At 69.5% G+C, this 25,481-nt stretch carries 17 protein-coding genes; 11 read left to right on the top strand and 6 right to left on the bottom strand.

Annotated elements, in window-relative coordinates; translation table 11 throughout:
* Positions 1 to 40: 40 nt before the first annotated feature.
* Positions 41 to 2,779: a cation-translocating P-type ATPase gene (locus IT306_00925; GenBank protein MCC7366952.1), complete on the bottom strand. Its 2,739-nt coding sequence runs from the start codon at positions 2,777 to 2,779 to the stop codon at positions 41 to 43.
* A gap of 55 nt (positions 2,780 to 2,834) precedes the next feature.
* On the bottom strand, positions 2,835 to 3,743 hold the full coding sequence (locus tag IT306_00920; protein ID MCC7366951.1) for a universal stress protein: 909 nt from the start codon (positions 3,741 to 3,743) through the stop codon (positions 2,835 to 2,837).
* A 369-nt stretch (positions 3,744 to 4,112) separates the two neighbouring features.
* Here IT306_00920 and IT306_00915 point away from each other — a divergent pair, with 369 nt between their 5' ends.
* The 4 genes from IT306_00915 to IT306_00900 all read left to right on the top strand — a co-directional run bounded on the left by IT306_00915 (position 4,113) and on the right by IT306_00900 (position 9,468).
* Complete coding sequence (locus tag IT306_00915) at positions 4,113 to 4,571, top strand: purine-binding chemotaxis protein CheW (protein MCC7366950.1); 459 nt, start codon at positions 4,113 to 4,115, stop codon at positions 4,569 to 4,571.
* Positions 4,568 to 4,981, top strand: a complete 414-nt coding sequence (locus IT306_00910) for a response regulator (GenBank protein ID MCC7366949.1) — start codon at positions 4,568 to 4,570, stop codon at positions 4,979 to 4,981. The genes IT306_00915 and IT306_00910 overlap by 4 nt, the downstream gene beginning before the upstream one ends.
* Positions 4,982 to 5,098: 117 nt before the next feature.
* On the top strand, positions 5,099 to 8,389 hold the full coding sequence (locus IT306_00905; GenBank protein MCC7366948.1) for a GAF domain-containing protein: 3,291 nt from the start codon (positions 5,099 to 5,101) through the stop codon (positions 8,387 to 8,389).
* Between the two features lie 11 nt (positions 8,390 to 8,400).
* Complete coding sequence (locus tag IT306_00900; protein MCC7366947.1) at positions 8,401 to 9,468, top strand: response regulator; 1,068 nt, start codon at positions 8,401 to 8,403, stop codon at positions 9,466 to 9,468.
* A 107-nt stretch (positions 9,469 to 9,575) separates the two neighbouring features.
* Here the strand turns inward: IT306_00900 and IT306_00895 are convergent, their stop codons facing one another.
* From IT306_00895 to IT306_00880, 4 genes are all read right to left on the bottom strand, one after another.
* Positions 9,576 to 9,938 (bottom strand): Hpt domain-containing protein, encoded by a 363-nt coding sequence (locus tag IT306_00895; protein ID MCC7366946.1) that lies wholly within the window; start codon positions 9,936 to 9,938, stop codon positions 9,576 to 9,578.
* On the bottom strand, positions 9,935 to 10,642 hold the full coding sequence (locus IT306_00890; protein MCC7366945.1) for a response regulator transcription factor: 708 nt from the start codon (positions 10,640 to 10,642) through the stop codon (positions 9,935 to 9,937). The genes IT306_00895 and IT306_00890 overlap by 4 nt, the downstream gene beginning before the upstream one ends.
* A 154-nt stretch (positions 10,643 to 10,796) precedes the next feature.
* Positions 10,797 to 12,380: a response regulator gene (locus tag IT306_00885; GenBank protein ID MCC7366944.1), complete on the bottom strand. Its 1,584-nt coding sequence runs from the start codon at positions 12,378 to 12,380 to the stop codon at positions 10,797 to 10,799.
* 188 nt (positions 12,381 to 12,568) lie between these two features.
* Positions 12,569 to 15,256 carry a GNAT family N-acetyltransferase gene (locus IT306_00880; protein ID MCC7366943.1) on the bottom strand — a complete coding sequence of 896 codons (2,688 nt, stop codon included), beginning with the start codon at positions 15,254 to 15,256 and terminating at the stop codon, positions 12,569 to 12,571.
* 339 nt (positions 15,257 to 15,595) lie between these two features.
* On the opposite strand from IT306_00880, the gene IT306_00875 reads away from it, so the two are divergent.
* The 7 genes from IT306_00875 to IT306_00845 all read left to right on the top strand — a co-directional run bounded on the left by IT306_00875 (position 15,596) and on the right by IT306_00845 (position 25,322).
* Positions 15,596 to 16,849, top strand: a complete 1,254-nt coding sequence (locus IT306_00875) for an ABC transporter permease (protein MCC7366942.1) — start codon at positions 15,596 to 15,598, stop codon at positions 16,847 to 16,849.
* 1 nt (position 16,850) lies between these two features.
* Positions 16,851 to 18,113, top strand: coding sequence for an ABC transporter permease (locus IT306_00870; protein MCC7366941.1), 1,263 nt, complete (start codon positions 16,851 to 16,853; stop codon positions 18,111 to 18,113).
* Positions 18,103 to 19,734, top strand: coding sequence for an ATP-binding cassette domain-containing protein (locus IT306_00865; protein ID MCC7366940.1), 1,632 nt, complete (start codon positions 18,103 to 18,105; stop codon positions 19,732 to 19,734). Before IT306_00870 ends, IT306_00865 begins: the two co-directional genes overlap by 11 nt.
* 213 nt (positions 19,735 to 19,947) lie before the next feature.
* A complete protein-coding gene (locus tag IT306_00860) occupies positions 19,948 to 21,108 on the top strand; it encodes a universal stress protein (protein MCC7366939.1) in 1,161 nt (386 codons plus the stop codon).
* Between the two features lie 90 nt (positions 21,109 to 21,198).
* On the top strand, positions 21,199 to 22,686 hold the full coding sequence (locus IT306_00855; protein MCC7366938.1) for an anion permease: 1,488 nt from the start codon (positions 21,199 to 21,201) through the stop codon (positions 22,684 to 22,686).
* A 78-nt stretch (positions 22,687 to 22,764) separates the two neighbouring features.
* A complete protein-coding gene (locus IT306_00850) occupies positions 22,765 to 23,847 on the top strand; it encodes a phosphotransferase (GenBank protein ID MCC7366937.1) in 1,083 nt (360 codons plus the stop codon).
* 236 nt (positions 23,848 to 24,083) lie between these two features.
* On the top strand, positions 24,084 to 25,322 hold the full coding sequence (locus IT306_00845; protein ID MCC7366936.1) for a hypothetical protein: 1,239 nt from the start codon (positions 24,084 to 24,086) through the stop codon (positions 25,320 to 25,322).
* Positions 25,323 to 25,481: the final 159 nt, after the last annotated feature.

Raw genomic sequence — 25,481 nt, 5'->3', positions numbered from 1 at the left:
GCGCTGCAAAGGGTGCCGTTATCCGGGCGATGCGCCCCGGTCAGGATTGTTGCACTTCAGATGCGCGGCGGCGGCGCTCCAGCAGCTTGACGATCTCGGAGCCGATCCACGGCACTGGCGACAGCCCGAGCGCCAGCAGCCAGCTCCACACGTCGAGCGGCGCGGTGTGGAACAGCTCCTGCCCGACCTCGGTGTAGAGCAGGGGGATCAGCGTCCCGACGCCCAGCACGATGGATAGCACCAGCGTCCGGTTGGAGAGCAGCGGCAGTGGGAGCACGGAGCCGAGCGTCGAGCGCTGCGCCCAGCCGATGAACAGGTGCCCGACGATGAGGGTTGCGAAGGCCGTCGTCTGGGCGGTGGCGAGGTCGTCGGGGAAGCGCCCGAGCGTCACCACCAGGGCGATCAGGCTGATGGCCGCCAGCAGGACGCTGGGGACGAGCATCAGCGGCATGATCCAGCGCGGCAGGAACGGCTCGCCGCGCGCCCGTGGGGGGTGGCGCATGACGCCCGGCTCGGCCGGCTCCATCGCCAGCCCGATGGCCGGCAGGGAGTCCGTGACCACGTTGATCCACAGGATCTGGATCGCCTGGAACGGCAGCGGCAGGCCGGCCAGCATCGCCACCAGGATCGTCAGTACCTCGCCCACGTTGCCTGAGACCAGATAGATGATCGTCTTGCGGAGGTTGGCGTAGATGGTCCGCCCCTCCTCGATGGCCGAGACGATGGTGGCGTAGTTGTCGTCTGCCAGGACGATGGCCGCTGCCTCCTTCGAGACGGCGGTTCCGCGCTGCCCCATCGCGACGCCGATGTCGGCCAGCCGCAGGGCCGGGGCGTCGTTCGCGCCGTCGCCCGTCATCCCCACCACCTCGCCGCTCGCCTGAAGCGCCCGCACGATCTCGACCTTCTGCTGCGGCGCGACGCGGGCGCAGATCGCCACGTCTTCGGTGGCTCGCTGGAGCGCCGGGCCGTCAAGCTGGGCCAGCTCGATACCGGTCAGGATGCGGGACTCTCCCTCGTGGATCAGGCCCAACTGCAGGCCGATGGCCTGCGCCGTGACCGGGTGATCGCCGGTGACCATGATGGTGCGAATACGAGCGTCGTGGGCCTCGGCCAGGGCGGCCCGGGCCTCCGGGCGCGGCGGATCCATCAGTCCGAGGATGCCGAGCAGCGTCAGTTCGCGTTCGAGGGCGTCGCCGGCCCGCGCCGGATCGTCGGCGCACGCATCCTCGTCGGAAGCCTGCATCGGGCGGCGGGCTAGCGCCAGCGTACGCAGCCCTTGTCGCGCCAGCGTCTCCAGATCGGCGTGTACCTGAGACAGGGCGTCGGACGTCAGGGCATGCTCTCCGTCGGCCGTCAGTTGCCGCGTGCAGAGCGCCAGCACCACGTCCGGCGCGCCCTTGACGTAGATCGTGCCGCCATCTGGCTTGCAGTGGACCGTCGCCATACGCTTGCGCACCGAGTCGAACGGGATCTCGTGGGTGCGCGGTGCTTCGTCGCGCAGCAGGGCCACCTGGATGCCAAGCCGCTGCGCCAGGTGCAGGAGGGCGCGCTCGGTCGGGTCACCGGCCGACGCCGATCCGTCCTGTGCGTTGTTGCAGAGCACGGCTGCGACGAGCAGGTCCGGCAGGGCCGGCGCGGTGGTTGGATCGACCTGGGTCGTGCCCTCGTGGACGGTGCTGCCCGAGACGGCCAGCGCCCGGCCATCTACCAGGATCTCGGTCACCTGCATCTCACCCAGCGTCAGCGTGCCCGTCTTGTCGGTGCAGATGACGGTGGCCGAGCCGAGCGCTTCGACGGCCGCCAGCCGCCGCACGATGGCCTGCCGGCGCGCCATCCGCTGCACGCCAAGGGCGAGCACGATGGTGACGACGGCCGGCAGTCCCTCTGGGACGGCGGCCACCGCCAGGCTCAGCGCGACCAGGAACAGGTTCTCCAGCGACTCGCCGCGCGCCAGCCCGAGCAGGAATACGGCGACTGCTGCGCCCACGGCCAGCAAGGACAGGAATCGCGTGAGCCAGTCCACCTGCCGTTCGAGCGGGGTCTGTGGCGGCGCGCTCGACGCCAGCGACGCGGCGATCAGCCCCATCTCCGTCTTGAGGCCGGTGGCGGTCACGACCAGCTCGCCGTGGCCGCCGGTGACGGCGGTTCCCTGGAACGCCATGCTGACACGGTCGCCGGGCACCGCGCCCGGCTCGGCCAGGGCTGCGGGGTCCTTCTCAATGGGCAGCGACTCGCCCGTGAGCGTGCTCTCGTCCACCGTCAGCGAGACGGCGGAGATCAGCCGTCCATCGGCCGGGACCACGTCACCCGAGCGGACCAGCACGATGTCGCCGCGCACCAGATCGCGCGCCAGCAGATCGTGCTCGTGGCCGTCGCGCCGGGCGCGTGCCTGGGCCGGCGTCATCTCGCGCAGGGCTGCCAACGCCTGCTCGGCGCGGGCCTCCTGCACCGCGCCAATCGCGGCGTTGATGATGAGGATCGCCAGGATGACCACGGCGTCCTTGGCATCCCCCGCGAGCAGCGAGATGATGGCGGCGACGACGAGCAGCAGCACGATGGCGCTCTTGAACTGGCGAATCGCCAGGGTGAGCAGTCCCGGTGGCGTCTCGACGTTGAGTTGATTCAGGCCGTCGCGGAGCAGCCGGGATTCGGCCTCAGCGGAGGAGAGGCCGGCGCTCGGCTCCACCCCGAGACCCGTGAGAACGTCGTCGGCGGAGCGGCTGTGTGGCGGAACTTCCGGCGATGGACTGATGTGAGTCTGCTCTGATCGCTCCTGCACGCTGGTGGATCCGCGCTGCATATTCATGGACTTGTGTAGACCGTCCTCGACAGCCTCAGACGGAGATCTGCTCGCGTTGCTCCGTCTCAGACTCGTCGGTTGAGGCAGGCATGGCGGGCCGCACCAGCAGGAGCGGCGCCTGCACGTGTTGGAGGACATCCATGGTCACGCTCTCCAGCATCAGGCGGGAGAGCGTCCCGCGCCCGTGGGTCGTCATCACCACGAGCGCTGCTGGAAGGGCGTTGGCGAGCCGGACGATGGCGTCGGCCGGCTCACCGACATCGACCTGAACGCGGACCTGGCAGCCCGCCTCCCGCAGTCGGGTTGCGTCAGCTTCGAGCGGCGCGCGGATCAGATCAGGCAGGCTGGGCTGGCCGCGCCGCCACGGCAGCGAGAGGGGGCCGCTCGCCTCGTCGCCCGGTTCGAGCGCCCGCAGCAGCACGATCTCGGCGCCGAGCGCCCGCGCAAGCTCCTGGGTCAGCCCCAGCGCGCCGGCGGCGAAGGCCGAGCCGTCCTGTGGCGCGATCACCGTCAGCGGCGTGTCGGTGTGCCAGCGCGGCTCGGACAGGCGGGAGACGAGCAGCACCGGGATGGTGACGTGCCGCAGCACGGCCTCGGCCACGCTCCCGTGCAGCAGGCGGCTCAGGCCGCCTCGCCCGTGGGTGGACATGACCACCAGATCGACGCGGAGATCCGACACCGCCTGCACGATGGCGGTCCCGGCCGCCTCGTAGACCAGCCAGGTCGAGGCGTTGATGCCCTGCGCGCGGAGGTCGCTGGCGAGATCGCTCAGCTCCATGATGACGTCGAGCTCGGGATCGGGCTGTGCGCCGGACTCCCGCGCCACGTAGGCGTGCAGGAGCACCAGCCGGGCATGAGTCGCTTTCGCCAGCGTGGTGGCGTACGGCAGGGCGTGGCGCGCGAGGTCCGAGCCGTCGAGGGGAACCAGAATTGTGCTGAACATCGCGTCGCTCCCTGTCCGGTACACGCGCCGTACGCGCACTCGTGCTTGCCAGAACGCCTGCGCGCCGTGCGACGGACCGTCGCCGATGACGCCGCGCTCATCGCATTGTGCACCTCCTGGCGGCGCTGTGGACCGTGTCAACGGTCCCGAATGTGGTGTGCCGCCTGTCCCGCGCACGGCGTGCGACTCACCGCGCATTCTTTCCGATCTCTTTACCTGCGATGCTCGCCAGTTTCCCGTACAGCGGCGATCCTGACAGTAGAGAAGGGTCGCGAGAACGTGAGGAACCTGGACCCTATGCCCAGGGGCTGAATGCCCAGGGGCTGACTCAGAGGCAGAGCGACGGGCGTCGCAAGGAGCATCGCGAACATGCCGCTTTCGGATTCAACCATCCAGGTCGTCGTGCTTGAGCTGGGCGACGAGGCCTACGGCATCGAGATCAGCCACATTCAAGAGATCGTTCGCCTCCAACCGACACGCTCCGTCCCGGATGCCCCGGCCGACATCGACGGCATCACCTGCCTGCGCGGCGCGACGCTCCCCGTCGTCGATTTGCGCCGCCGCCTCGGCGTGCGGACCGCCGCTGCCTCGCCGCACAGCCGGCTCGTCGTCACCGATGTCGGTATCGAGACGGTGGCGCTGGTGGTGGACGGTGTCTCCGAGATTCTGAGCATCTCGCCGGACCAGGTTGACGCCCCAGACGCGCTGACCGCCCGCGAGGGCGAGCTGATCCTGGGCGTCGCCAAGGTCAACGGACGGATGATCGTGATCATCGATCCGTACATGCTGCTCGAACAGCGCCGGCCCCTGCTCGAGGCGGTGAGGTGAACGCCGACGCACGTCGCCAGCGGACCGTGCTGATAGCCGACGATTCGGTCTTGCTGCGCTGCGTTCTCCAGGCCATGCTGGAGAGCGCAGGCTACCGAGTGGCGCAGGTTGCCAACGGACTTCAGGCCGTCGAGGAGGCTCGGCTGTCGATGCCGGATGCCGTGCTGCTGGACCTCGACATGCCTGTCATGGATGGTCAGGAAGCGTGTCGGGTCTTGAAGTCCGACCCACAGACAGCGCACCTGCGCATCGTGATGATCAGCGCGCGCATCTTCGAGGGCATGCTCGACTACGCCCATCCCAGCGCCATCGCCGACGCGTACTTGAGCAAGCCGCTGCGGAGATCGACGCTCCTGAACTGCCTCGACGCGCTGCTGGGTGCCACCTGTCGGCACGATCTGCCCGCCTGACGCTCGCGCGGGCCTCACGGGCGTTGGCTGGCATCCCGGAATCCCACCCCCGTCCGTTCCTTGAGTGGGAAATGTGCTGGCGGTGAGCGCCAACGGTCGCGCCTGAGGACTCCAGCTATGCGGTTCACGATGTTTCGCGGTCTTCGCTTCCACCTGCTGCTGCTCGTGCTTCTGGCCTCGGTGCCTTCGTTCATGCTGGTGGCCGGCTTGAGCATCCAGCGGCGTCGCGCTGACACCTCCGAGGTGCAGGCCACCTCGGTTCGCGTTGCCATGCTCGCATCGACCGAGCTGGACAGCCTGATTGCGAGCACGCGTAACCTGCTGGTGGGGCTCTCGCAGGCGCCCGACGTGCGCTCGGCAGGCCCGTCCTGCGAGCGCGTCATGCGAATGGTGCATTCGCAGTCACCCATCTACACCGTGATGGGCGTGGCGATGCCGGACGGCCGTTTCGTCTGCAGCAGCATCCCGTCTCCGGTGGTCGACCTCTCAGACCGTCGCCACTTCCGGGCAGCCGTCGATCAGAAGGCGCTGGGCATCGGGGACTTCGTGATCGGGCGGGCAAGCGGCAAGGCGTCGCTGAACATCGCCATGCCGATCCTGGACGATACGTCCGACGTGATGTCGGTCGTCATCGCGGCCATCGACCTGGAAGCTATCGGGCAGATGGCGGCGCGCGCCAATCTGCCTGAGGGATCGACGCTCAAAGTCCTGGACCCCAATGGGACCGTTCTCGCCGCTTACCCCCCGGGGAACGGCGTCATCGGGCAGTCGATCGCGGAGCATCCGCTGTTCCTGGCCATCAAGTCCAGCGGCGGCGAGGGCGCCACCGAGACGTCCGGCCTGGACGGACGGGCGCGCCTCTACACCTTCCAACCGCTCGCGCCGAGCGAGGCGCGCAGCCCGACGGTGGTGGTCGGCATTCCGACGGAAGTTGCCTACGGCCCGGCGAACCTGATGCTGGCGCAGGGCATCATGGCCCTGATCTTCATCGGCGGGCTGGCGCTGCTCATCGCCTGGCTGAGCGGCGAGGCGATCATCCTCAAGCGTGTCGAGCGCATTCTCCACGCGACGCGCCGGCTGGCAGCCGGCGACCTGGGCGCGCGGACGGGCGTGACCCGGAACGACGGAGAGCTGGGCGAGCTGGCCAAGGCGTTCGACATCATGGCCTACGAGCTGCAGCGCCGTGACGAGGAGCACCACGCCCTGGAGCACTCGCTCGAAGAGGGGCGCTCACGTCTCGAACGGGAGTCTGAGCGGCTGCTGACGCTCCACCGCGTCTCCGCGCAACTGAGCGGCGACACGCTGGACGTGAACACGGTGCTGGATGAGGTGCTGCAGAGCGCGGTTGCGCTCGTCGGCGCTGGCGACGGCGCAACCTTCCACGTCTGGGACGAGGACACGCAGCGACTGCGACGGGTACGTGCCTGGGGTATCCCAGCCGAGCATGCAAGCTTGCCGTTGCGCCCAGGTGAGGGCATCGTCGGGCAGGTCTTCGCGTCTGGCGAGGCGCTGATCGTCAACGACTACCCGGCCTGGAGCGGCGCTGCACCGAGCGGGAGAGCCTCGAAGGTGCGACGGGCGCTTGCCGTGCCGATGCGCCACGCCGGACACCGCATCGGCGTGCTGATGGTCGGGGCGAACGCCGAGGATGAGCGCCCGTTCGACGCCGACGATGTCCGCCTCGTCGGCCTCCTCGCGGATCAAGCCGCCGCCACCCTGGAAACCACGCGCCTGTATGTCGGCATCGCCGCGCAACTCTCGCGGATGCACGCGCTGACGCGGCTGAATCAGGTTATCTTCTCCACGCTCGACCGCAAGACCGTGCTGGCGGAGATCGCGCGGGCCGCCGCCGAGATCTTCGAAGCGCCGTTCGTGGCGTTCTGGGTGCTCGATCCGGAGACCCAGACGTTGAAGTCGCAAGCGTTCTCCGACGACGAGATCGGCCTGGCGCTCCGCTCGCGCACGCTGACCCTCTTCGAGGCCGGCTTCGGCGACTGCGTCCCGGACGCCTGGACACACGTCGAGATCGCCGACGCCGTCGAGGATCAGCGCATCGCGATGCCGTCGTGGTGGGCGCGCCACGGTCTCAAGACCTACTACGGCGTGCCCATTGTCGGAGACGATCGCCAGTTGCTCGGTCTGCTGGCGCTCTACGGCACTGACCGCTTCCACTTCTCCGAAGGCGACCGCGACTTGCTCGACAGCTTCGTGGCGCTGGCGGCCGTGGCCGTGCGTAACGCCTTCCTCTACGAAGCTGAGACGGTGGCCCGGCAGCTTGCGGAGCAGGCCAACCGCTCCAAGAGCGAATTCCTGTCCCGCATGAGTCACGAGCTGCGGACGCCGCTCAACGCCATCCTTGGCTTCGCCCAGATCCTGGGGATGGCCCGGCTGGAGGCCCGCGACGCCGAAGCGGTGGGCCACATCCTCCACGCGGGCAAGCATCTGCTCGGGCTGATCGACGACGTGCTGGACATCGAGCGCATCGAGGCGGGGCGGCTGCCGATCAACCTCGAGCCGCTGCCCGTTGCCGATCTGGTCGGCGAGCTGCTCGACCTCGTGCAGCCGACTGCGAACGGGCGCTCGGTCACGATCAGAACGTACGGGCTGGATGAGCTGTCCGTCCTGGGGGATCGCCAGCATCTGCGGCAGGTGCTCTTGAATCTGCTCAGCAACGCCGTGAAGTACAACCATGAGGGCGGCAGGGTCACGCTGAGCGCCGAGCCGGTCGACGGCGAGCAGGTGAAGCTGGCCGTCCGGGACACCGGTGACGGTATCTCGCAGGAGCGCATGCGCCAGCTCTTCAATCCGTTCGACCGGCTCGGCGCTGAGCGAACGGGCGTCCAGGGCACCGGCCTCGGGCTGGTGATCGCGCGGTCGCTCACTGAGGCGATGGGCGGCGAGATCGGCGTGGAGAGCACCGTCGGCCAGGGTACGACGTTCTGGGTGCAACTGCCCCTGGCTGCCAACGCACGCCCGACGCTGAGTGTCCTCCCACCGACGACGGAAGACCCGGCGCCGGCTCCGCCGACCCTACGGCAGAGCATCCTCTACGTGGAGGACAACCGACCGAACGCCCTGCTGGTTGAGCGGTCGCTGGCGTGGCGGCCACAGGTCCGCCTGCTGACCGCCGAGACGGCCAGCGAGGGACTGGCGCTCGCGCGTGCACAGCATCCACTCTTGATCCTGGCAGACCTGCACCTGCCAGACATGTCTGGCGCGGAGCTGCTGGCCGAGCTGCGGTCTGCTCCCGATACGGCGCACATCCCCGTCGTCGTCCTGAGCGCCGACGCCAACCGCGAGCAGATCGACCGGTTGCTCGCGGCGGGCGCTCACGCCTACCTCACCAAGCCGTTTGACGTGCGTGCGTTCCTGGGCATCGTCGACCGATTCTTGCAGGAGGCGTCGTAGTGGAGAGCCCGCTGTATCGAAGCTCGCACATCTTGATTGTCGATGACGAGCCAGCGAACTGCGCGGTCCTCACGCGCCTGCTCAACCAGCACGGGTTTGGCAACATCCAGGCGACGACCGATCCACGTGACATCCTGGTGTTGATGCTGGAGACGCCGCCCGACCTGATCATGCTCGATCTGCACATGCCGCACCTGGACGGGTTCGCCGTGATGGAGCTGCTCAAGCCGTGGCTCGCCGATGGCCCGCTGCTGCCCATCCTGGTGCTGACCGCTGACGCCACCCGCGACACGCGACTCCGGGCGCTGGCCGGCGGCGCAAAGGACTTCCTGACCAAGCCGTTCGACGCGACCGAGGTGCTGCTGCGTGTCGAGAACCTCCTGGAGACACGTGCGCTGCACACGACGCTGTTTCGCCAGAACGCCCGACTTGAGGAGAAGGTCCAGGAGCGAACCCGTGAGGTCGAGCAGTCTCGCCTGGAGATGCTGGAGCGGCTCAGCACGCTGGTGGAGGCCCGTGACGACCTGACCCACCGTCACATGCTGCGCGTCGGGGAGAACGCCGCGCGGCTCGCGGCGGCGCTTGGGGACAGCGCGGACGCCGTCGAGCTGCTCCGCCGGGCCGCCCCCCTGCACGACGTTGGGAAGGTCGGGATTCCAGACCACGTCCTGCTCAAGCCGTCCCGCCTGACCCCGGACGAGTACGCGGTCATCCGCGAGCACACGCTCATCGGTGCGCGCATCCTCGCGGACAGCGGCTCGCCGGTGCTCCAACTGGCCGAACGCATCGCCCGCTTCCACCATGAGCGTTGGGATGGTGACGGCTACCACGGCGTCGCCGGTGCGGCGATTCCTCGCGAGGCCAGTATCGTCAGCATCGTGGACGTCTTCGACGCGCTGACCCATGTGCGGCCTTACAAGACGGCCTGGCCGCTCAACGAGGCGATCGGCGAGATCAGGCGCCTGGCCGGGCAGGCGTTCGACCCGGAGCTGGTGGCCGTGTTTCTGGAGCTGCACCGCCGTGGCGAGGTGCTGGTGGAGCCGGGCAGCCCGCGCCTGAACGCGCGCGTGGTGGCCTGACCGGCCGCCAGGGTCACGCCAAAACCCAGATGGCACGCATCCGAGGTCGTCAGGGCGATGGCAGCCCGCGGTTCTCAGGTTGGAATTGATGTTGGGCGACGCCTGGGCTACGCTGCCGTCACCTGCTCCAGTGCGGCCAGCAACAGGACGCGCGTCTCGCCGAAGGTGGCCGCCAGCCTGTCGACGCCGGCCTCCAGCTCCGAGCGTTCCTGGCGATCCGCTGCCTGCTCCAGCAGCCGAGCCTCCTCGGTCAGGCGGGCCGCCCCGACGAAGCTGCCGCTGCCCCGCAGACCGTGTGCCGCCCGCGCGACTCGCACAAGGTCGTCGGCCGCAAGCGCCTCCCGCGCCTCAAGGATCAGGCCCTCGGCTTCGCGCAAGAACACGCTGACGAGGCGCGGCACCATCTCCTCAGGATTGGGCAGCTCCTGGAGGGCGTCGAACTCCTCGCGGTCGAGCAGTGGCCGGCTCATGATGCGTGGTCCGTCACGCGGCGGTTGAACATATAGCCGAGGCCGCGCACCGTGATGATGTGGCGGGGCTGCTCCGGGAACTCTTCGATCTTCATGCGGAGGTTCCGAACGTGGACCTTCATCAGCGGGCGGGCCTCCCGCTCAGGGATGTGGTGGCCCTGGATCTCGGCAACGAGCTGTTGGGCGCTCACCATGACGCCCGGCCGTCGTGCCAGCGCTGACAGGATACGCAACTCGGTGGCCGTCAGGTTGAGCGCGCGGCCGTTCCGCTCGACCCGGCCGCTCCCGAGATCGACGGTCAGATCGCCGAGGCGGATGATGCTGGCGCGCGGGCCAGCCGCCCGCCGCATCACCGCTTCGACGCGCGCCACCAGCACCGCCGGCGAGAACGGCTTGACGAGGTAGTCGTCACCGCCGGCCCGCAGTCCCTTGACGATGTGCTCCTCGTCTCCGAGCGCGGTCAGGAAGATGACGGGCAGCTCCTGGCTCTCGCGCAGGCGCGAGCAGAGCTCCCAGCCGTCCATCCCAGGGAGGCGTACGTCCAACAGCGCGAGATCAGGTCGCTCCTCGGCGGCGATCTGGAGCGCCGTCTCGGCGTCCGCGGCGTCCCGTACGGCGTACCCGGTCGCCTGGAGCGCCACACAGATCAACTGGCGGGTGAACGCTTCATCCTCGACGACCAGAATGGAAAGAGGTCCACTCATGGCTCGCTCCTATCACTGGCCGGGGGCACTGGCGCCACGGGAGGCGGCGTGCTGACTCCCGCGGCGCCCCGATCCTGACCTCGTGTGTGCCTCCGCGCATCACCGTCCCCGCGCTGGCCGGGTCGCTGGTGGGACGTGTGGCGTGCTATGCTGTTCATGCCTCTGCGCCTGTCGCCGGGGGGCCGCCGACCGGCAGCTCCACCGAGAATGTCGAGCCGTGGCCGCGCCCCGGGCTCTCAGCCCAGATGCGCCCGCCGTGCAGCTCCACGAGCTGCTTCGCAATGTACAGGCCCAGCCCCGAGCCAGGGATACCCTCGCGCTCGACCGTGCCGACCCGCTGGAATCGCTGAAAGAGGCGGTCGATGTCGGTGCGGTCCATGCCGAGGCCCTGGTCCGTGACCGTGAACGTGACGTGCCCATCCGTCTTGCACACGGCCAGCTCGACGCTGCCGCCGCCCGGCGAGTACTTCAGGGCATTGCCGACGAGGTTGGTGATGATGCGGCGAACCTTCTCGGCGTCCGCGGTGAGCTGCGCCGTGTCGCCAGTGAAGCGCCGCACCAACCGGTGTCCGTTGGGGCCGGCCTCGAAGGGCAGCAGCGCTCGATCCGCGATGTCGTAGGCATCGATCGTGCGCAGGGACAGCCCGACGCGCCCGGCGTCCAGGTGGGAGACATCCAGGATGTCGTCCACCAGCTCGGCAAGACGCCGCGCCTCGTTGTGCAGGACCTCGGTCCAGCTGGTACGCTCGGCCTCGGCGACGCCGCTGTCGAGCAGCAGCTCCGAGAAGCCGAGCAGCGACGAGAGCGGCGTGCGCAGCTCGTGGGACACGGTGGCGATCAGCTCCGACGCCATCCGGTCCCGTTCGCGCTGGGCGGCCAGGCGCGCGACTTCGTCGGCCAGCCGTCGCCGTCCGGTGACATCGGTGCTCAGGCCGTCGATCCGGACCGGCCGGCCCGTATCGTCGCGGGTCATGCGCGAGCGCGTCTCCAGCCAGCGCACCTCGCCGTCCGGCCGCACGATCCGGTGCTCGACATCCAGGCGACCCATGATGCGTAGCTTCGAGAGCCAGCCGCCGGCGACGTCGCGCTCATCGGGGTGCAGATACTGCAGCCAGAAGGCGGCTGCGCCATCGCCGACGGGGATGACGCGCCCGAGCACCGTCTGCGCGGCCTCGCTGACGTAGATGAGCTGCCCCTCAGGGTCCGCCGCCCAGACGATCTGATCCAGCGAGTCGAGGACCGTCTGGAGCTGGCCCTCGAGCATGTCGGTGCGTTTGCGGAGCGCCCGGTGCAGGCGGCGCGTGCGGAGCTGATGCTCGACCCGCAAGGCGACCTCGACGGCATCCACCGGCTTGGTCAGGAAGTCGGTGGCCCCGGCTGCCAGCGCCCGCCGCCGTGCCTCCACGGTGACATCCGCCGTCAGGACGACAATCGGGAAGTAGTCATCCGGTGGGAGCCAGTCCCGCAGCAGCTCCAGGACCGCGAACCCATCGAGGTGCGGCATGTGCAGATCGAGCAGCAGGATGTCCGGCTCAAGCTCCAGGAAGGAGAGCAGCAGCTGACGTGGATCGGTGATCGAGATGATCTGCCCGTAGCCATACGACTCGAGCAGACGCGCCAGCATATGGACGTTCGCCGGCTCGTCATCCACGATCAGGATGCGCGCGTGTGGTTGGGCCGGCGACACGATGGCGGGCGTCTGGCTCATCGTCTGCTGCTCACGCTCCAGTGCCATCATCTCGCCCGATCATCCCCGCTCAGAGAGGAAACTCCCTGGGGAAACCATGTGCCCTTTTTGCACGATCCCACATCGTCTAACGCGCCGGACAATCGGTCTGGGACGCCTTGTTCAGAGGTTGTTCAGAGACTGACATGATGGCGTCGGGACGTGTGCGCGGCACGTCTCGACGCCATCATGTGGAGAGCCTACCGGCGAGCGCCCAGCGGACGAGGCGCATCAACGGCTGTCACGCGAATGCGCGCATCCACAATGTAGGCACCGGTCTCCAGCACCTTGACGGGGTTGCAGTCCATCTCAGCCAGTTGCGGCACGTCTTCGGCCAGTGCGCCCAGCCGCCTCAGGATGTCCTCAAGCGCCGCCACGTCCGCCTTCGATGCGCCACGGTAGCCGTTGAGCAGCGGATAGGTCCGGAGCTCCCGGACCATGCCGCTGACATCCTGCTCGGAGAGCGGGAGCAGCCGCACTGAGACATCCTTGATCAGCTCTGCCGTGACCCCGCCAGCGCCGCAGGCCAGGACCGGGCCGAAGCTTGGATCCTGCACGAGGCCGACGATCATCTCGACGCCGCCGCTGACCATCTGCTGCACGACGTAGCCGGTGGGGGCCTGTCCGGCAGCCGCCAGCCGCTCGCTCATCGCCAGGGCGGTCTCGGTGACCTCGTCCTTGCCGCTCAAATTGAGCTTGACGGCTCCCGCGTCCGTCTTGTGGAGCAGCCCCGGCGCGATGCCCTTCAACGCGATGGGCACGCCGAACTCGTCGGCCGTCTGCGCCGCCTCCTGGATCGTCGAGACGACCCGCTGCTTCGCCTGGGGCAGCCCGTAGCAGTCCAGCAAGGCGGCAACCTCATCTGGCTCAAGCCAGCCGCCGCCCCGTCCGAGGGCCGTTGCCACGAGCGCCGCCGCCTCGTCCCGGCGGATGTCATCCGGGCGGCTGGCTGGGATCGGCGGGGCGGCCTTCCACGCGCCGTAGCGGGCCGCCCGCGAGAGCGCGATAGCAGCCGGCTCGGGCGAGGAGAAGATCGGCACGTCTACCTGATCGGCTGTTGCGCCGGGCACCTGGTCGGCGCACATGAAGACGGCGAGGACCGGCTTCTTGCCGGCCAGGTTGCGAGACGCCGCGCGGATCTCACGGGCGACATCCTCAAGCTGTACCGAGAGCGGCTGGATGAAGATCGCCACGACGGCGTCGATGCCCGGGTCGGCGGCCACCATCTCGATGGCTTGCCGGTACTGGTCGGCGCTGGCGGCCGCCAGCATATCGACGGGGTTCACGGCGCTGGCCTCGGCCGGCAGCAGCGCCTTCAGGGCCGCCGTCGTCTCGGGTGAGAGCGGCGGCACGACCAGCCCCTCGGCCTCGCAGGTGTCGGCGCAGAGGATGGCCGGCCCGCCTACGTTCGTCACGATGCCGACGCGCCCGCCCATCGGGACCGGCTGCTTCGCCAGCAGCGTCGCGATGTCGAACAGGCTGTCGATGGTGTCCGCGCGGATGACGCCCGCCTGCCGGAAGAGCGCGTCCACCGTCACATCCGAGGCCGCGATCAGCGCGCCCGTGTGCGAGGCTGACGCGCGCGCCCCGGCCGAGGACCGGCCGCTCTTGATCGCCACAATCGGCTTGCTCTGAGCCACCCGCCGGGCGATCCGCCCGAACTTGCGCGGGTTTCCGAACGACTCCAGGTACAGCAGGATCACGTCGGTCTCGGATGCGGACTCCCAGTACTGGAGCAGGTCGTTGCCCGAGATGTCTGACTTGTTCCCCATCGAGACGAAGTCCGAGATGCCGATGCCACGCCGCTTCGCCTCCTGGATCGCGGCCAGCCCGAGCGCGCCACTCTGCGAGGCGAACGCCACCCGGCCGGCCGGGGGCATCGTCGGGCCGAAGGTCGCGTTGAGGCCGGCCGTCGTGTTGAGCACGCCGATACAGTTGGGGCCGATCATCCGCATGCCGTTGGCCCGGCAGATCCGCAGCAACTCCTTCTCGCGGTCACGGCCGCTGCCATCGACCTCGCCGAAGCCGGCCGTCAGCACGACCAGCGTTCGCACGCCCTTGCGCCCGCACTGCTCGGCGACTTCGAGCACCAGCGACGACGGCACGGCGATCACCGCCATGTCGACCGGACCCGGCACGTCCTCGACAGTCGGGTAGGACAGCACGCTCTGGACGACCTTCGCCGTCGGGTTGATCGGGTAGACCGGGCCGTCCAGCCCGGCCGAGAGCAGGTTCCGCAGGACCGCCGCGCCGACGGTGCCCTTGCGCTTCGACGCGCCGACGACCGCGACGGAGGTCGGGCGCAGGAAGTGGGTCATGGCGCTGACGACGGCCAGCTGCTCGCGGTGCTCGAACCGCTCGATGGCCTCCTCGGTGAGCGAGGTTGGCAGCTCGACGCGGATCTCGTTCGGGTCAGTGTGGAGCTGGATCGGGAAACCGGAGTCGCGGAACAGCCCGAGCATCCGGTAGTTGGCCGGCAGCACGATGGCCTCGAAGTGGTAGATGCCGTGCGTGGCCGCGACCTCCGCGAGGTGGCCGAGCAGGATGGTGCCCAGCCCGCGCCCCTGGAAGTCCTCCGCGATGGTAAAACCGACCTCGGCGCGGTCACCATCGGTCACGGCGTAGGCGCCGTGTCCGACGATGCGCCCATCGGCGCCCGTCGTCGCCACGATTCCGAACGTCTGCTCGTAATCGACGTGACTGTCTTTGGTGGCAATCGCTTCCAGGTTGACGCCCGCGCTGAAGAACCGGAGCACCCGCGCATCCACGGACAGCGAGGCCAGCAGCGTCAGCAGCCGCCCCTCGTCGTCCGGGCGGATGGGGCGAACGTGAACGGTAGAGCCGTCTCGTAGCGCAACATCGGCTTCTCGGTGGGTTGGGTAGGTCACGCTCACGATCCAAGACCTTTCTCGACGCGCGCCCACGGCGCGCAACAGCACCAACAGTTGTCAACTTCCCATTCAGGTTACGGATCGGCGGGCGAATGTGCGTCCTGACAGATGTCATGTTCTGGTCGGGACGCTCACCGTCTCCTGTCGGGATCGCACCACATCGGGCCAGTTGACTCCCTGAGCTGGCCCATTGTCGCACAGGTCGCTCGCAGCGCCGAGAGTCTACGCCGCCGTGCCGCCGCCCCTGAGATGGGTGGCCCGCACGATCCGTGACAGTCGTCCCTGTCCGCGTGCGGGCGAACGCGGTGAGATGAAGGGGAGAGATCGGAGAGGCCCATGTCCGCAATGCGCGGATTCCTGCACGGTGCGCGCCCGGTGCGTCTCGCGGAGCCGTTCCCGGCGTCCGCGGCGAGCGGCGGCGTGCTGCGCGGCCTGCCGTTTCCGCTGCGCTCGGTGGTCCGCCGCTGGCGCACGCTCGTCGGCATGATCCTCGGCGTCGGCGTTGCGCTCGGCATCGGCATGACGATCATGGCCGTCAGCAGCGCGTCCGTGAACCTGCTCGCCGGCGACTTCGCCCGCTCGGGCGCGGACCTGTACGTCCACGCTGAGGGCGGCACGCTGATGCCGATCCTCCCTGGCGACTCGCCCGGCAAGCTCCAGAGCGCGCGCGGCAAGCTCTCGCAGATCAGGAGCATGCCGGGCGTCCGGTCGGCGTTCGGGACGATGACCTGGAGCGTCGAACGGGAGCGGGCCGACCGTCGCCGCCGCATCGGCGAGCCGACCGAGCTGGTGACCGTCGTCGGCGTGGACGGCGACCCCAGCCTGATGACCGATACCCTGCTCCTGCAGTCCGGCCGCTGGATCCGGCGGGCTGACGAGGTCGTCGTCGGGTTGACGCTGGCCCGCGAGAAAGGTCTGAGCCTTGGCGACACCATTCGCCTCAACGAGGGCGATTTTCGGGTGGTCGGCGTCGGGCGGCTGCGCAGCTCCGGCTGGGGCTCGGACGGCCTGGCGTACATGGAGTACCGGGCATTGCGGCAGCGGGCCGAGTTCGGCGACGCCATGAACGTGATCGTGGTGGACAGCAGCCAGCCGGCCGACACCCGTGCCCGCGTCGAGCGGATGGAGTCGGTCGCCGTCTCCAGCCCTGACGACCTCGTCCGGCAGGCCGAGAAGCTCCTGGAGTCCAGCCGTGTGATGCAGGGCATCATCGTCGGGCTGACGCTGACCATCGCCGGTCTGTTCGTCAGCAACATGCTGGGCCGGTCCGTCACGGCCCGCCGCACCGAGCTGGCCACCATGCGGGCCATCGGCGTGCCGCGCACGTCGATCTTGCTGCTGATCGCCGGCGAGGCGCTGGCTGTCACGGCCCTGGCGACGGTCGTGGCCATCGGGTTCAGCCTGTCGCTGGGCTGGCTGTTCGACCGCTACCTCGCGCCGCAGTACGGCATCGAGACGATGTACGTGGCCGGGCCGACGCTCTTCCTGGGGGTTGGCGGGCTGGCGCTGGGCATCGGGCTGCTGGCCGGCCTGGGGCCGGCCCGGCGGGCGACGCTGGTCGATCCCGTCGAGGTGCTGCGGGAGGCATGAGGTGACGACGTACCGCCGCGGCGTGACCGCGCACCTGGATGGGGCCAGTCCGGACCAGCCGAGCCCGTCAGGCCTGGACACGGCGCGCCAGCCGATTCCGCTGCTGGCCCTGCCATACGCGGTCCGGACCGTTCTCCGGCGCTGGCGCGGCACGATCGGTATGGTGCTGGGCGTCGGTATCGCGCTGGGCATCGGGATGACGATGCTCGGCGTCAACACGGCCACGCTCGACCTCTACACCCGGGAGTATCGCCTCTCGGGGGCGGACTTCCGCGTCATTCAGCAGGGCGGCACCCTCGTTCCGTTGCTGCCCAGCGACTCGCCCGGCACGCTCAAGCACGCCACCAGCCGGCTGGCCCAGATCCGCGGGATGCCCGGGGTGATCCAGGCCGTTGGCGCGGTCTCCTGGGAGCTGGAGCGCGAGCGGCCCGGCCCGAAGCGCACGGACCAGCCGGCCGAGCTGGTCGGCGTGATGGGCATCGACGGCGAGCCGGACAAGATCGACGGCACGGTGGTCATCGACAGCGGGCGCTGGCTCCGGCGGTCGGATGAGCTGGTGGTCGGGAGCCGGCTGAGCCGCGAGAAAGGCATCACGCTCGGGCAGAGCGTCCGCCTGGGCGGGCGCGACTTCCAGGTGGTCGGCATCGGCAAGCTGCGCGGCTTCGGTTTCCAGGCCGACAGCATCGCCTACCTCGACCGGCAGAGCCTGCGGCAGCGAGCTGACCTCGGGGATGTCGTCAACGTGATCGCGGTGGACTCGTCACGGCCGGAGGCGACGCGCGCCCGGCTGGCCGACCTCGACGCCGTCTCCGTCTACGACGTGCCCGAGACGGTCCGTCTGGCCGAGAAGGCCCTGGAGAGCGACGTCGTCAGCCATTGGACGATGACCCTCATGATCCTGAGCGTCGCCGCGATCTTCGTCAACAACATGCTTGGCGGGTCCGTCGAGGCGCGCCGGCTGGAGCTGGCGACGCTGCGGGCCATCGGCGTGCCGAGCCGCACGATCCTGCTGTCGGTGGCCGGCGAGGCGCTGGCGATCTGTGCGGCGGCCTCGGTCGTCGGGGTCGTGGTCGCCACCCTGTTCGGCACGATCATCAACGGCTACGTTGCGCCGGCCTACGGCCAGGAGGAGTTCTACGCCGCCGACCGCACCCTGATCGTGACCGTCGTGGCGCTCTCGCTGACGCTGGGCGCGCTGGCAAGCCTCGGCCCGGCCCGGCAGGCCGTTCGAGTCGATCCCGTGGAGGTGCTCCGTGACGCATGAGCCGCTGCTGGAGCTTCGCCACGTCCGGCGGACGTTCGAGGCTGGCGAGACGACCGTCGTCGCGCTGGACGACGTGTCGCTGACCATCGGCGCGGCCGAGATGGTCGCCATTCAGGGGCCGTCAGGCTCTGGCAAGAGCACCCTGCTGCAGATCATCGGGCTGCTCGACCGGCCGACCTCCGGCGCAGTGCTGCTCGACGGGCAGGATCTGAGCGCACTCAGCGACGCCGAGCAGACGCGCCTGCGCCTGACGACGCTCGGGTTCGTCTTCCAGCGCTTCCACCTGTTCAACGACCTGACGGCCACCGAGAACGTCGAGCTGCCGATGGAGGCGGCCGGCGTCCCGCTGAACGAGCGCCGCGCCCGCGCCGCCGAGCTGCTGCGGGCGGTCGGTCTGGGCGAGCGGATGGAGTTCCGGCCGTCGCGCCTGTCCGGCGGGCAGCGGCAGCGGGTCGCCATCGCGCGGGCGCTGGCGAACAACCCGCGCATCATCCTGGCCGACGAGCCGACCGGCGAGCTGCACTCCGAAGATAAGGCTCGCGTGCTGGCGCTGTTCCAGCAGTTCCACGCCGAGGGGAGGGCGATCGTGATGGTCACCCACGACAAAGAGGTTGCCGCCACCGCCGAGCGGCAGATCGAGATCCGCGACGGGCAGGTGGCCGAGATCACCAACGCCACGACGCTGGCCGACGCCGCTCAGCCGCTCGCTATGGCTGCCGCTGGCGGGGGCAGCGAGCCGACGCGCCTGGAGCGCCGCCGCGCCGTGATCCTGCTGCCGGACGGCACGCCTGCCGAGCACCATGAGGTTGCCCCAGCCGAGGCGCGCGGCGCGCAGGCGTACGCCAACGGCCTGTCGCCGCTGCCGCCGGGCGACGCGCCGACCGCCATGACGCCGGCGTCCGCCGCGCCAGCGCCGACCGTGCCGACGGCCGGCACGCCGATGGCCGCGGTTCCGGTCGCCACGGCTCGTCGCCGTTCGTCCAGGCGCTGGCCGCGCCTGCTGGTCACGGCGGCGCTGGCGATCGGGCTGGTGGCGGCGGGCGGAGTCGCCTACACCCGGTACGGCGGCTCGGCAGGCTCGACGCCGGCCCCGACCGAGCAGGCGACCACGACCAAGAACGTGGCACGCGGTGAGCTGCGCCCCGAGAGCGAGGCGACGGTCCGCACGCTGGTCGGCGGCGTGGTGACCGGCCTGTCGGTGAGCATCGGCTCGACCGTGGTCGAGAACCAGGAGCTGGCCCGGGTGCGGACCCCGGACGGGGCCATCACGGTCATCACGGCGCCGTGGCAGGGCAGCGTCACGAACCTGCCGGTCCACACCGGCGACACCGTCACGGCCGGCGCGACCATCGCGGCGGTCGGGGACATCAGCCGGCTGCGCATCGAGACGGACGACGTGGACGAGTTCATGGTGGCGCGGATCCGGACTGGCCAGAGCGTGACCGTGACGGTGGACGCCATCGAGGGGCGGGAGCTGCGCGGGCGGGTTCGCAGCGTGGCGCTGCGCTCCGAGCGGGATGCGGACGGCGACCTGCACTACCCGGTCATCGTGGATCTGGACTGGACGCCGCCGGACCTGCGGGCCGGGATGACGGTCCGGGTGCACATCCCGCAGGAGTAGGACGTGGTCGAAGAAGGCCCTCGCCTGGTGTGCTCCCCCTCGCGCCGCGCAGCGGAGCGGCGGGTGAGGCTCTTCCCGCGAGGGCGCCCATTCGTGTCCCGACAGGGCGGACGAATATCCCGCTGATCCCGGGGCAGATGCCTCAACGCGTAGGCCCGCCGTCTGCGTTACGCTTCAGTGGGACGGATGAGCGCCCCAGTGAGGAGGCTCACAATGACCACTGTGCTCGTTCCGCTGGATGGCTCTGAGCTAGCCCAGCGCGCCGTTCCTTTCGCACTCGGGATCGCCAGGCGCGATGGACGCTCCGTACTCTTGCTGCGAGCCGTCAACACGCTGGCCGCCCCGACCTACCGCGAGGGGCAGATCCTCGTGAACGAGGCCGCCGACGCCCTCGAAGCCTACGCCGCAACGCTGGCAGACCGTGGCCTGACCATCACCACCCGGGTCGTGGATGCCCCGGCGGAGGTCGCCATCCTCGAAGCCGCGGAGGACGACGAGGTTGACCTGATCGTGATGTCCACGCACGGGCGCAGCGGGCTGGGCCGCTGGATCTACGGCAGCGTGGCTGACGCTGTGCTGCGGGATGCGCCGGTGCCGGTGCTGATTATCCCCCCACATGGCAGCCCTGAGCTGAAGGAAGATGGCCCCGTCAAAATCCTCGTGCCGCTGGACGGATCGGCGCTCGCACTGTCGGCGCTCGGGCCTGCCACCCGGCTCGCCGACAGCCTCGACGCGACGCTGGTGCTCGGGTCGGTCGTGACCTTCCCGCACTACGCCGCCTACGCCGAGGGGTACACGTTCGTCGATCCCGCGCCAACAGAGAATGCCCTGGCCGTCAGCCGCGAGTACCTCCAGGAGGTCGCGGCGACGATCCGCACCGACACCCGCAAGGTCGAGGTCTCGGCCATGTTCGGCTCGCCGTTCTTCGGGGTGGCGATGCTGGCCGCTGAGCTTCAGGCCTCGCTGATCGTGATGGCGACGCATGGCCGAGGCGGCCTCGCCCGCGCGGTCATGGGCAGCGTCGCCTCGGCAACCCTCAAGCAGAGCGAGATCCCCGTGCTGATGGTCCGTCCGGACGAGCTGGCCCGCATCGAGCAGAGCGACGCGGGGCTCACCGCGACCGAAGCTCGCCCGGCCGAGACGGCGATGCCGATGCCCGACATGCTGACCGAGCCTGCCGAGGCCGGAGAGACCGAGCCGACCGTGACCGTCGCGCTGACGCCCGAGGAGCTGAATACCCTGATCCTCGCGCTTGGCGAGCGCTTCCACAGCGAACCAGTCGATCCCCGCTACGCCGAAACGACGCGCGAGCTGCTGGCGAAGCTCCGAGCCGCCCGCGCACCGTCCTTTGCCGATCCGGTCGGCGCCCGCTGAGATGTTCATGAAGCTGTTGTGAATTCAGGGGCTGGCAGGACGGGATTGGCCCGGTCCTCACCAGCCCCAGGCGCAAGAAGAGGCGGAACTATGGCTACCGTCGCGCATCATCGCCCCCATCTCTCCCTACCGCACTTCCCATGGCATGGCGTCAAGCTGGTCCCGTTGCTGATCACGCTGGCTGTCGGTGCGATTCTCTGGATGATCCCTCCGCCGCAGGTTGCCGCCGATGCGCTGCCCCAGGGCGCGAACATCGCGAAGGCGTGGCACCTCCTGGCGATCTTCGTCGCCACCATCGTCGGCATCATCACCAAGCCGCTGCCGATGGGCGCTGTCGCGATCCTCGGCGTGACGGCTACCGCGCTGACCAATACGCTGACGATCGCGGATGCGCTGTCGGGCTTCCAGGACACCACGATCTGGCTGATCGTCCTGGCGTTCTTCATCGCGCGTGGGTTCATCAAGACCGGCCTCGGCAGCCGCATCGCGTACCAGTTCGTGCGGATGCTCGGCACGCGGACCCTCGGTCTGGGGTACGGACTGATCGCGACAGACCTGGTACTCGCGCCGGCTATCCCCAGTAACACCGCCCGCGCCGGCGGCGTAGTCTTCCCGATCCTCAAGTCGCTGTCAACCGCCTACGGCAGCCGTGCCGAAGACGGCACCGCCCGCAAGATGGGCGCCTATCTGACCATCACGGCGTTCCAGGGCACCATCATCACCAGCGCCATGTTCCTGACGGCGATGGCCGCGAACCCGCTGGCCGCCAAGCTCGCCGCCGATATGGGCATCGCCATCAGCTGGACCAACTGGGCCGTCGCGGCGCTGGTCCCGGGCCTCGCCAGCCTGATCATCGTTCCGGCGCTGCTCTACAAGCTGTACGCTCCGGAGATCAAGAGCACCCCGGCCGCCGCCGAGATGGCCAGGACCGAACTCGCCAAGATGGGCCCGATGTCCGCTGATGAGTGGATGATGCTCGGCACGTTCGGCCTGCTGCTGGTCCTCTGGATCTTCGGCCCGCAGCTCGGCAACCTCAATGCAACCACCGCTGCGCTCGTCGGCCTCGGCGTGCTGCTCCTGGTTGGCGTGCTCTCCTGGAAGGATGTCCAGGAAGAGACCGGCGCCTGGGACACCCTGGTCTGGTTCGCCGCCCTCGTGATGATGGCGGGCTTCCTCAACAAGCTCGGCCTGGTGCCGTGGTTCAGCAAGGCCGTTGGCGACAGCCTGGCTGGCGTCAACTGGGTCTACGCGTTCCTCGCCCTCAGCCTCGTGTACCTGTACAGCCACTACATGTTCGCCAGCAACACCGCCCACGTCGGCGCGATGTATGCCGCCTTCCTCGGGGTCTCGGTGGCTGTCGGCACGCCGCCCGTCCTCGCCGCGCTGGTGCTCGCGTTCTTCAGCAACCTGATGAGCAGCATGACCCACTACGGGACCGGCCCGGCGCCGGTGCTCTTCGGGGCTGGCTATGTGGACATCGGGACGTGGTGGAAGCTCGGCTTCGTCGTCAGCGTCGTGAACGTCGTCATCTGGCTGGTGCTCGGCGGCCTGTGGTGGAAGGTGCTGGGCCTCTGGTAATTCCCTCTCCTACCCTCTGACGCCCCCGTCGTTCGCCCGGCGGGGGCGTCCCCGTTCACAGCGGAAGCGAGGCCGACGATGCCACAGACGCTCCCGCCGCTCATCTCGGCGCTGCTCCAACCGGACGCCTACCCGTTCGAGGCCGGCAACATTACCCTCCACGAGACCCACATCTCGTGGGTGCTGCTGGCCGGGCCGTACGCCTTCAAGCTGCACAAGCCCGTCGACTTCGGGTTCGTCGACTTCACGTCGCGGGCAGCGCGCTACGCGGACTGCGCGGCCGAGGTCCGCCTGAATCGCCGGCTCTGTCCGGACGTGTACCTCGGGGTCGTGCCCGTCGAGCATCGGGACGGCCGGTACCGCGTGACGCTGGCGGAGCTCGATCCATCCGGCCTCGCTGAGCCGCTCGACCGGCACGCCGTCCTCGCGCCCGGTGCCGAGCCGGCCGTCTGGATGCGGCGTCTTCCCGCCGACGGGATGCTGCCCGCGATGCTCGCGCGGGACGCTGTCCCGACCGCGCTGGTGGAGCGGATCGCCACGATGCTCGCTGCCTTCCACGAGCGGGCTGAGACCGGCCCCGGCGTAGACGAGTATGGGACCGTCGCCACCATCAAAGCGAACTGGGACGAGAATTTCCGGCAGGTGATGCCGTTCGTCGGACGGACGATCCTCCCTGAGGTCTTTGGCGAGACGGCCCGCTGCGTCCGCCGCCTGCTGACCGTGCAGCGCCCCCTCTTCGAGCGCCGCGTGGCCGAAGGGCGCATCCGTGACTGCCACGGTGACCTGCACGCCGGCAGCGTCTGCGTGGCAGATGGTCAGGTGTACCTCTTCGACTGCCTGGAGTTCCTGCCACGCTTCCGCTGCTCGGATGTGGCCGCCGAGGTGGCGTTCCTGGCGATGGATCTCGACCATTACGGTCGCCGTGACCTCGCGAATGCGTTCGTCCGGGCCTACGTCAGCGCGAGCCGTGACCCGGAGCTGCTGGCGCTGCTCGATTTCTACCGCTGCTACCGCGCGTTCGTGCGCGGCAAGGTGGACAGCCTGCGGCTTGCCGATGTCGCGCTGCCCGAGCCAGAGCAGCAGTCCGTTGTGGCGGACGCCCGCGCCTACTTTGACCTCGCGCTCGGGTACGTCCGCCAGGCGGCCATGCAGGCGGCCTGATCTCGGTTCAGGAGTGTGGGTGTGCAGCCGGGCGTACGCGAAGCGCTGACTGGCGCAGGGCAGGTGCACGTTGGGCGCGTCCGTGCAGCGTCGTCGGGGCTTTCAAGCCCCGCCCGCCTCCCGGGCAGCATTCGCTTGAGCCGCCCGACCTTGCGTATCCTGCACGGGAGAGGTTTCCGTTCCAGGGGGCGGCCGTCCCGGTTGGCCCTCCCCTGGCGACGGGCTTGGGGGGCGACGTGACGTGTCCATACTGCGCGGCGAGCCTGCCCGACGGGGCTCGGCTGTGCTCGGCCTGTGGGAAGCTGCTCGCGCCGACAGCGCCGCCGCCCGGTCCGCCTGCAGGCCAGGGTGCGCCGCCGTACCTGGGCGGTCCACAGGCCGGAGCGCCGTGGACCGCCCCGACCGGCGTGCCGCCACGCTGGGGGCCGGGCGCGCCGCCGGGCGGGCCTGGCTACGGGACGCCCTACGGCCACACGCCGAACGTCTACCACGCCCTCTTCGACCCTCGGCAACTGCCACCCGAGACGGCTGAGGCGTATCGCCAGCACCGGCTGCACGCCACGTTCTCGGTGTTTCTGGCGATCTTTCTGCACCTAGTGACGTTCGGGTTCTCGTCCTGGGTGATGATCGCCCGCAAGCACTCGTTCCTGCCCCGCATCCTCCCGGACGATTTCACCTTTGGGCGCGGCTTCGGCTTCCTGTTCATCCCGTTCTTCAACCTGTACTGGATGTTCGTGCTGCTCCATCGCACGGTGGATCGGCTGGCGCTGCAGACGAAGCTCTGGGAGGCTGGCCCTGCACCCTCGCGCGGGCTGGCGACGGCGCTCGCGATCCTCAACGCGATCGGCGCGATCCCGTACCTGGGCCTTGTGGTCAGCGTCATCCCGCTGCCCATCGTCTGGGCGTTCTCGCTGGCGCAGATGCAGGCAGTCTGCAACCGGCTGGCCCTGGCCGCTGCGCCGGCATCGGCCCGCGCCGACATGGTGATGCTGGAGCGCCGGATGCGGCTGCGCTGGCTCGGTTGGACGCTGCTGGGGCCGTCAGCCCTCGTCGTCGTGGCGACGCTCGTCACGTTCGCCGGGCCGGCCGGCGGCGCGCTGGAGGCCATCATCGGCCTGACGGTGTTCCTGGCGCTCGCGCTGGGCGGCGCGGCGATGGTCTACCGGGGCAGCCTGGGCACCCGCGAGACCTACCACGACCTGAGCGGCATTGCGCCGCAGATCGTGGCCGGCTACCTGCGCCTGGACAAGAACGCCGCCTGGACCGTGGTCTGGGTCGCGGGCATCCTCGCGGCGCTGACGGGCGGGATCGGGTTGGTGACGGTTGCCTCGCCGCAAGTCGAGGGCGCGGTGGAACAGGGTTGGGCGTCGGTGGGGCAGGCGGTTGGCCTGGTGGCGCTGGCCGGCTACGCCACGTACAAGGCCCGAGAGCTGCAGGGGCAACTGGCGTGGCTGGAGCGCGCGACGGGCGAGTAGCCAATGGGAAGGCCCTCAGCTCCGAACCCGACCGGGCCGGCGTGAAGGGCCACCGCCGTTCAGTCTGGCATGCGTGGCGCTTCCGTACCACGAGCGTCAGTGCGTGGACCTGCATGGTGAAGGTCCGACTCGCTGACGCTCGCGGTGCGGATGGCGTCC

The sequence above is a fragment of the Chloroflexota bacterium genome (genome assembly GCA_020850535.1).
In the GTDB taxonomy this organism is placed as follows: Bacteria; Chloroflexota; UBA6077; order UBA6077; family JACCZL01; genus JADZEM01.
The sequence above is the reverse complement of the archived record's forward strand: the minus strand, read 5'-3'. Positions and strand labels throughout refer to the sequence as shown.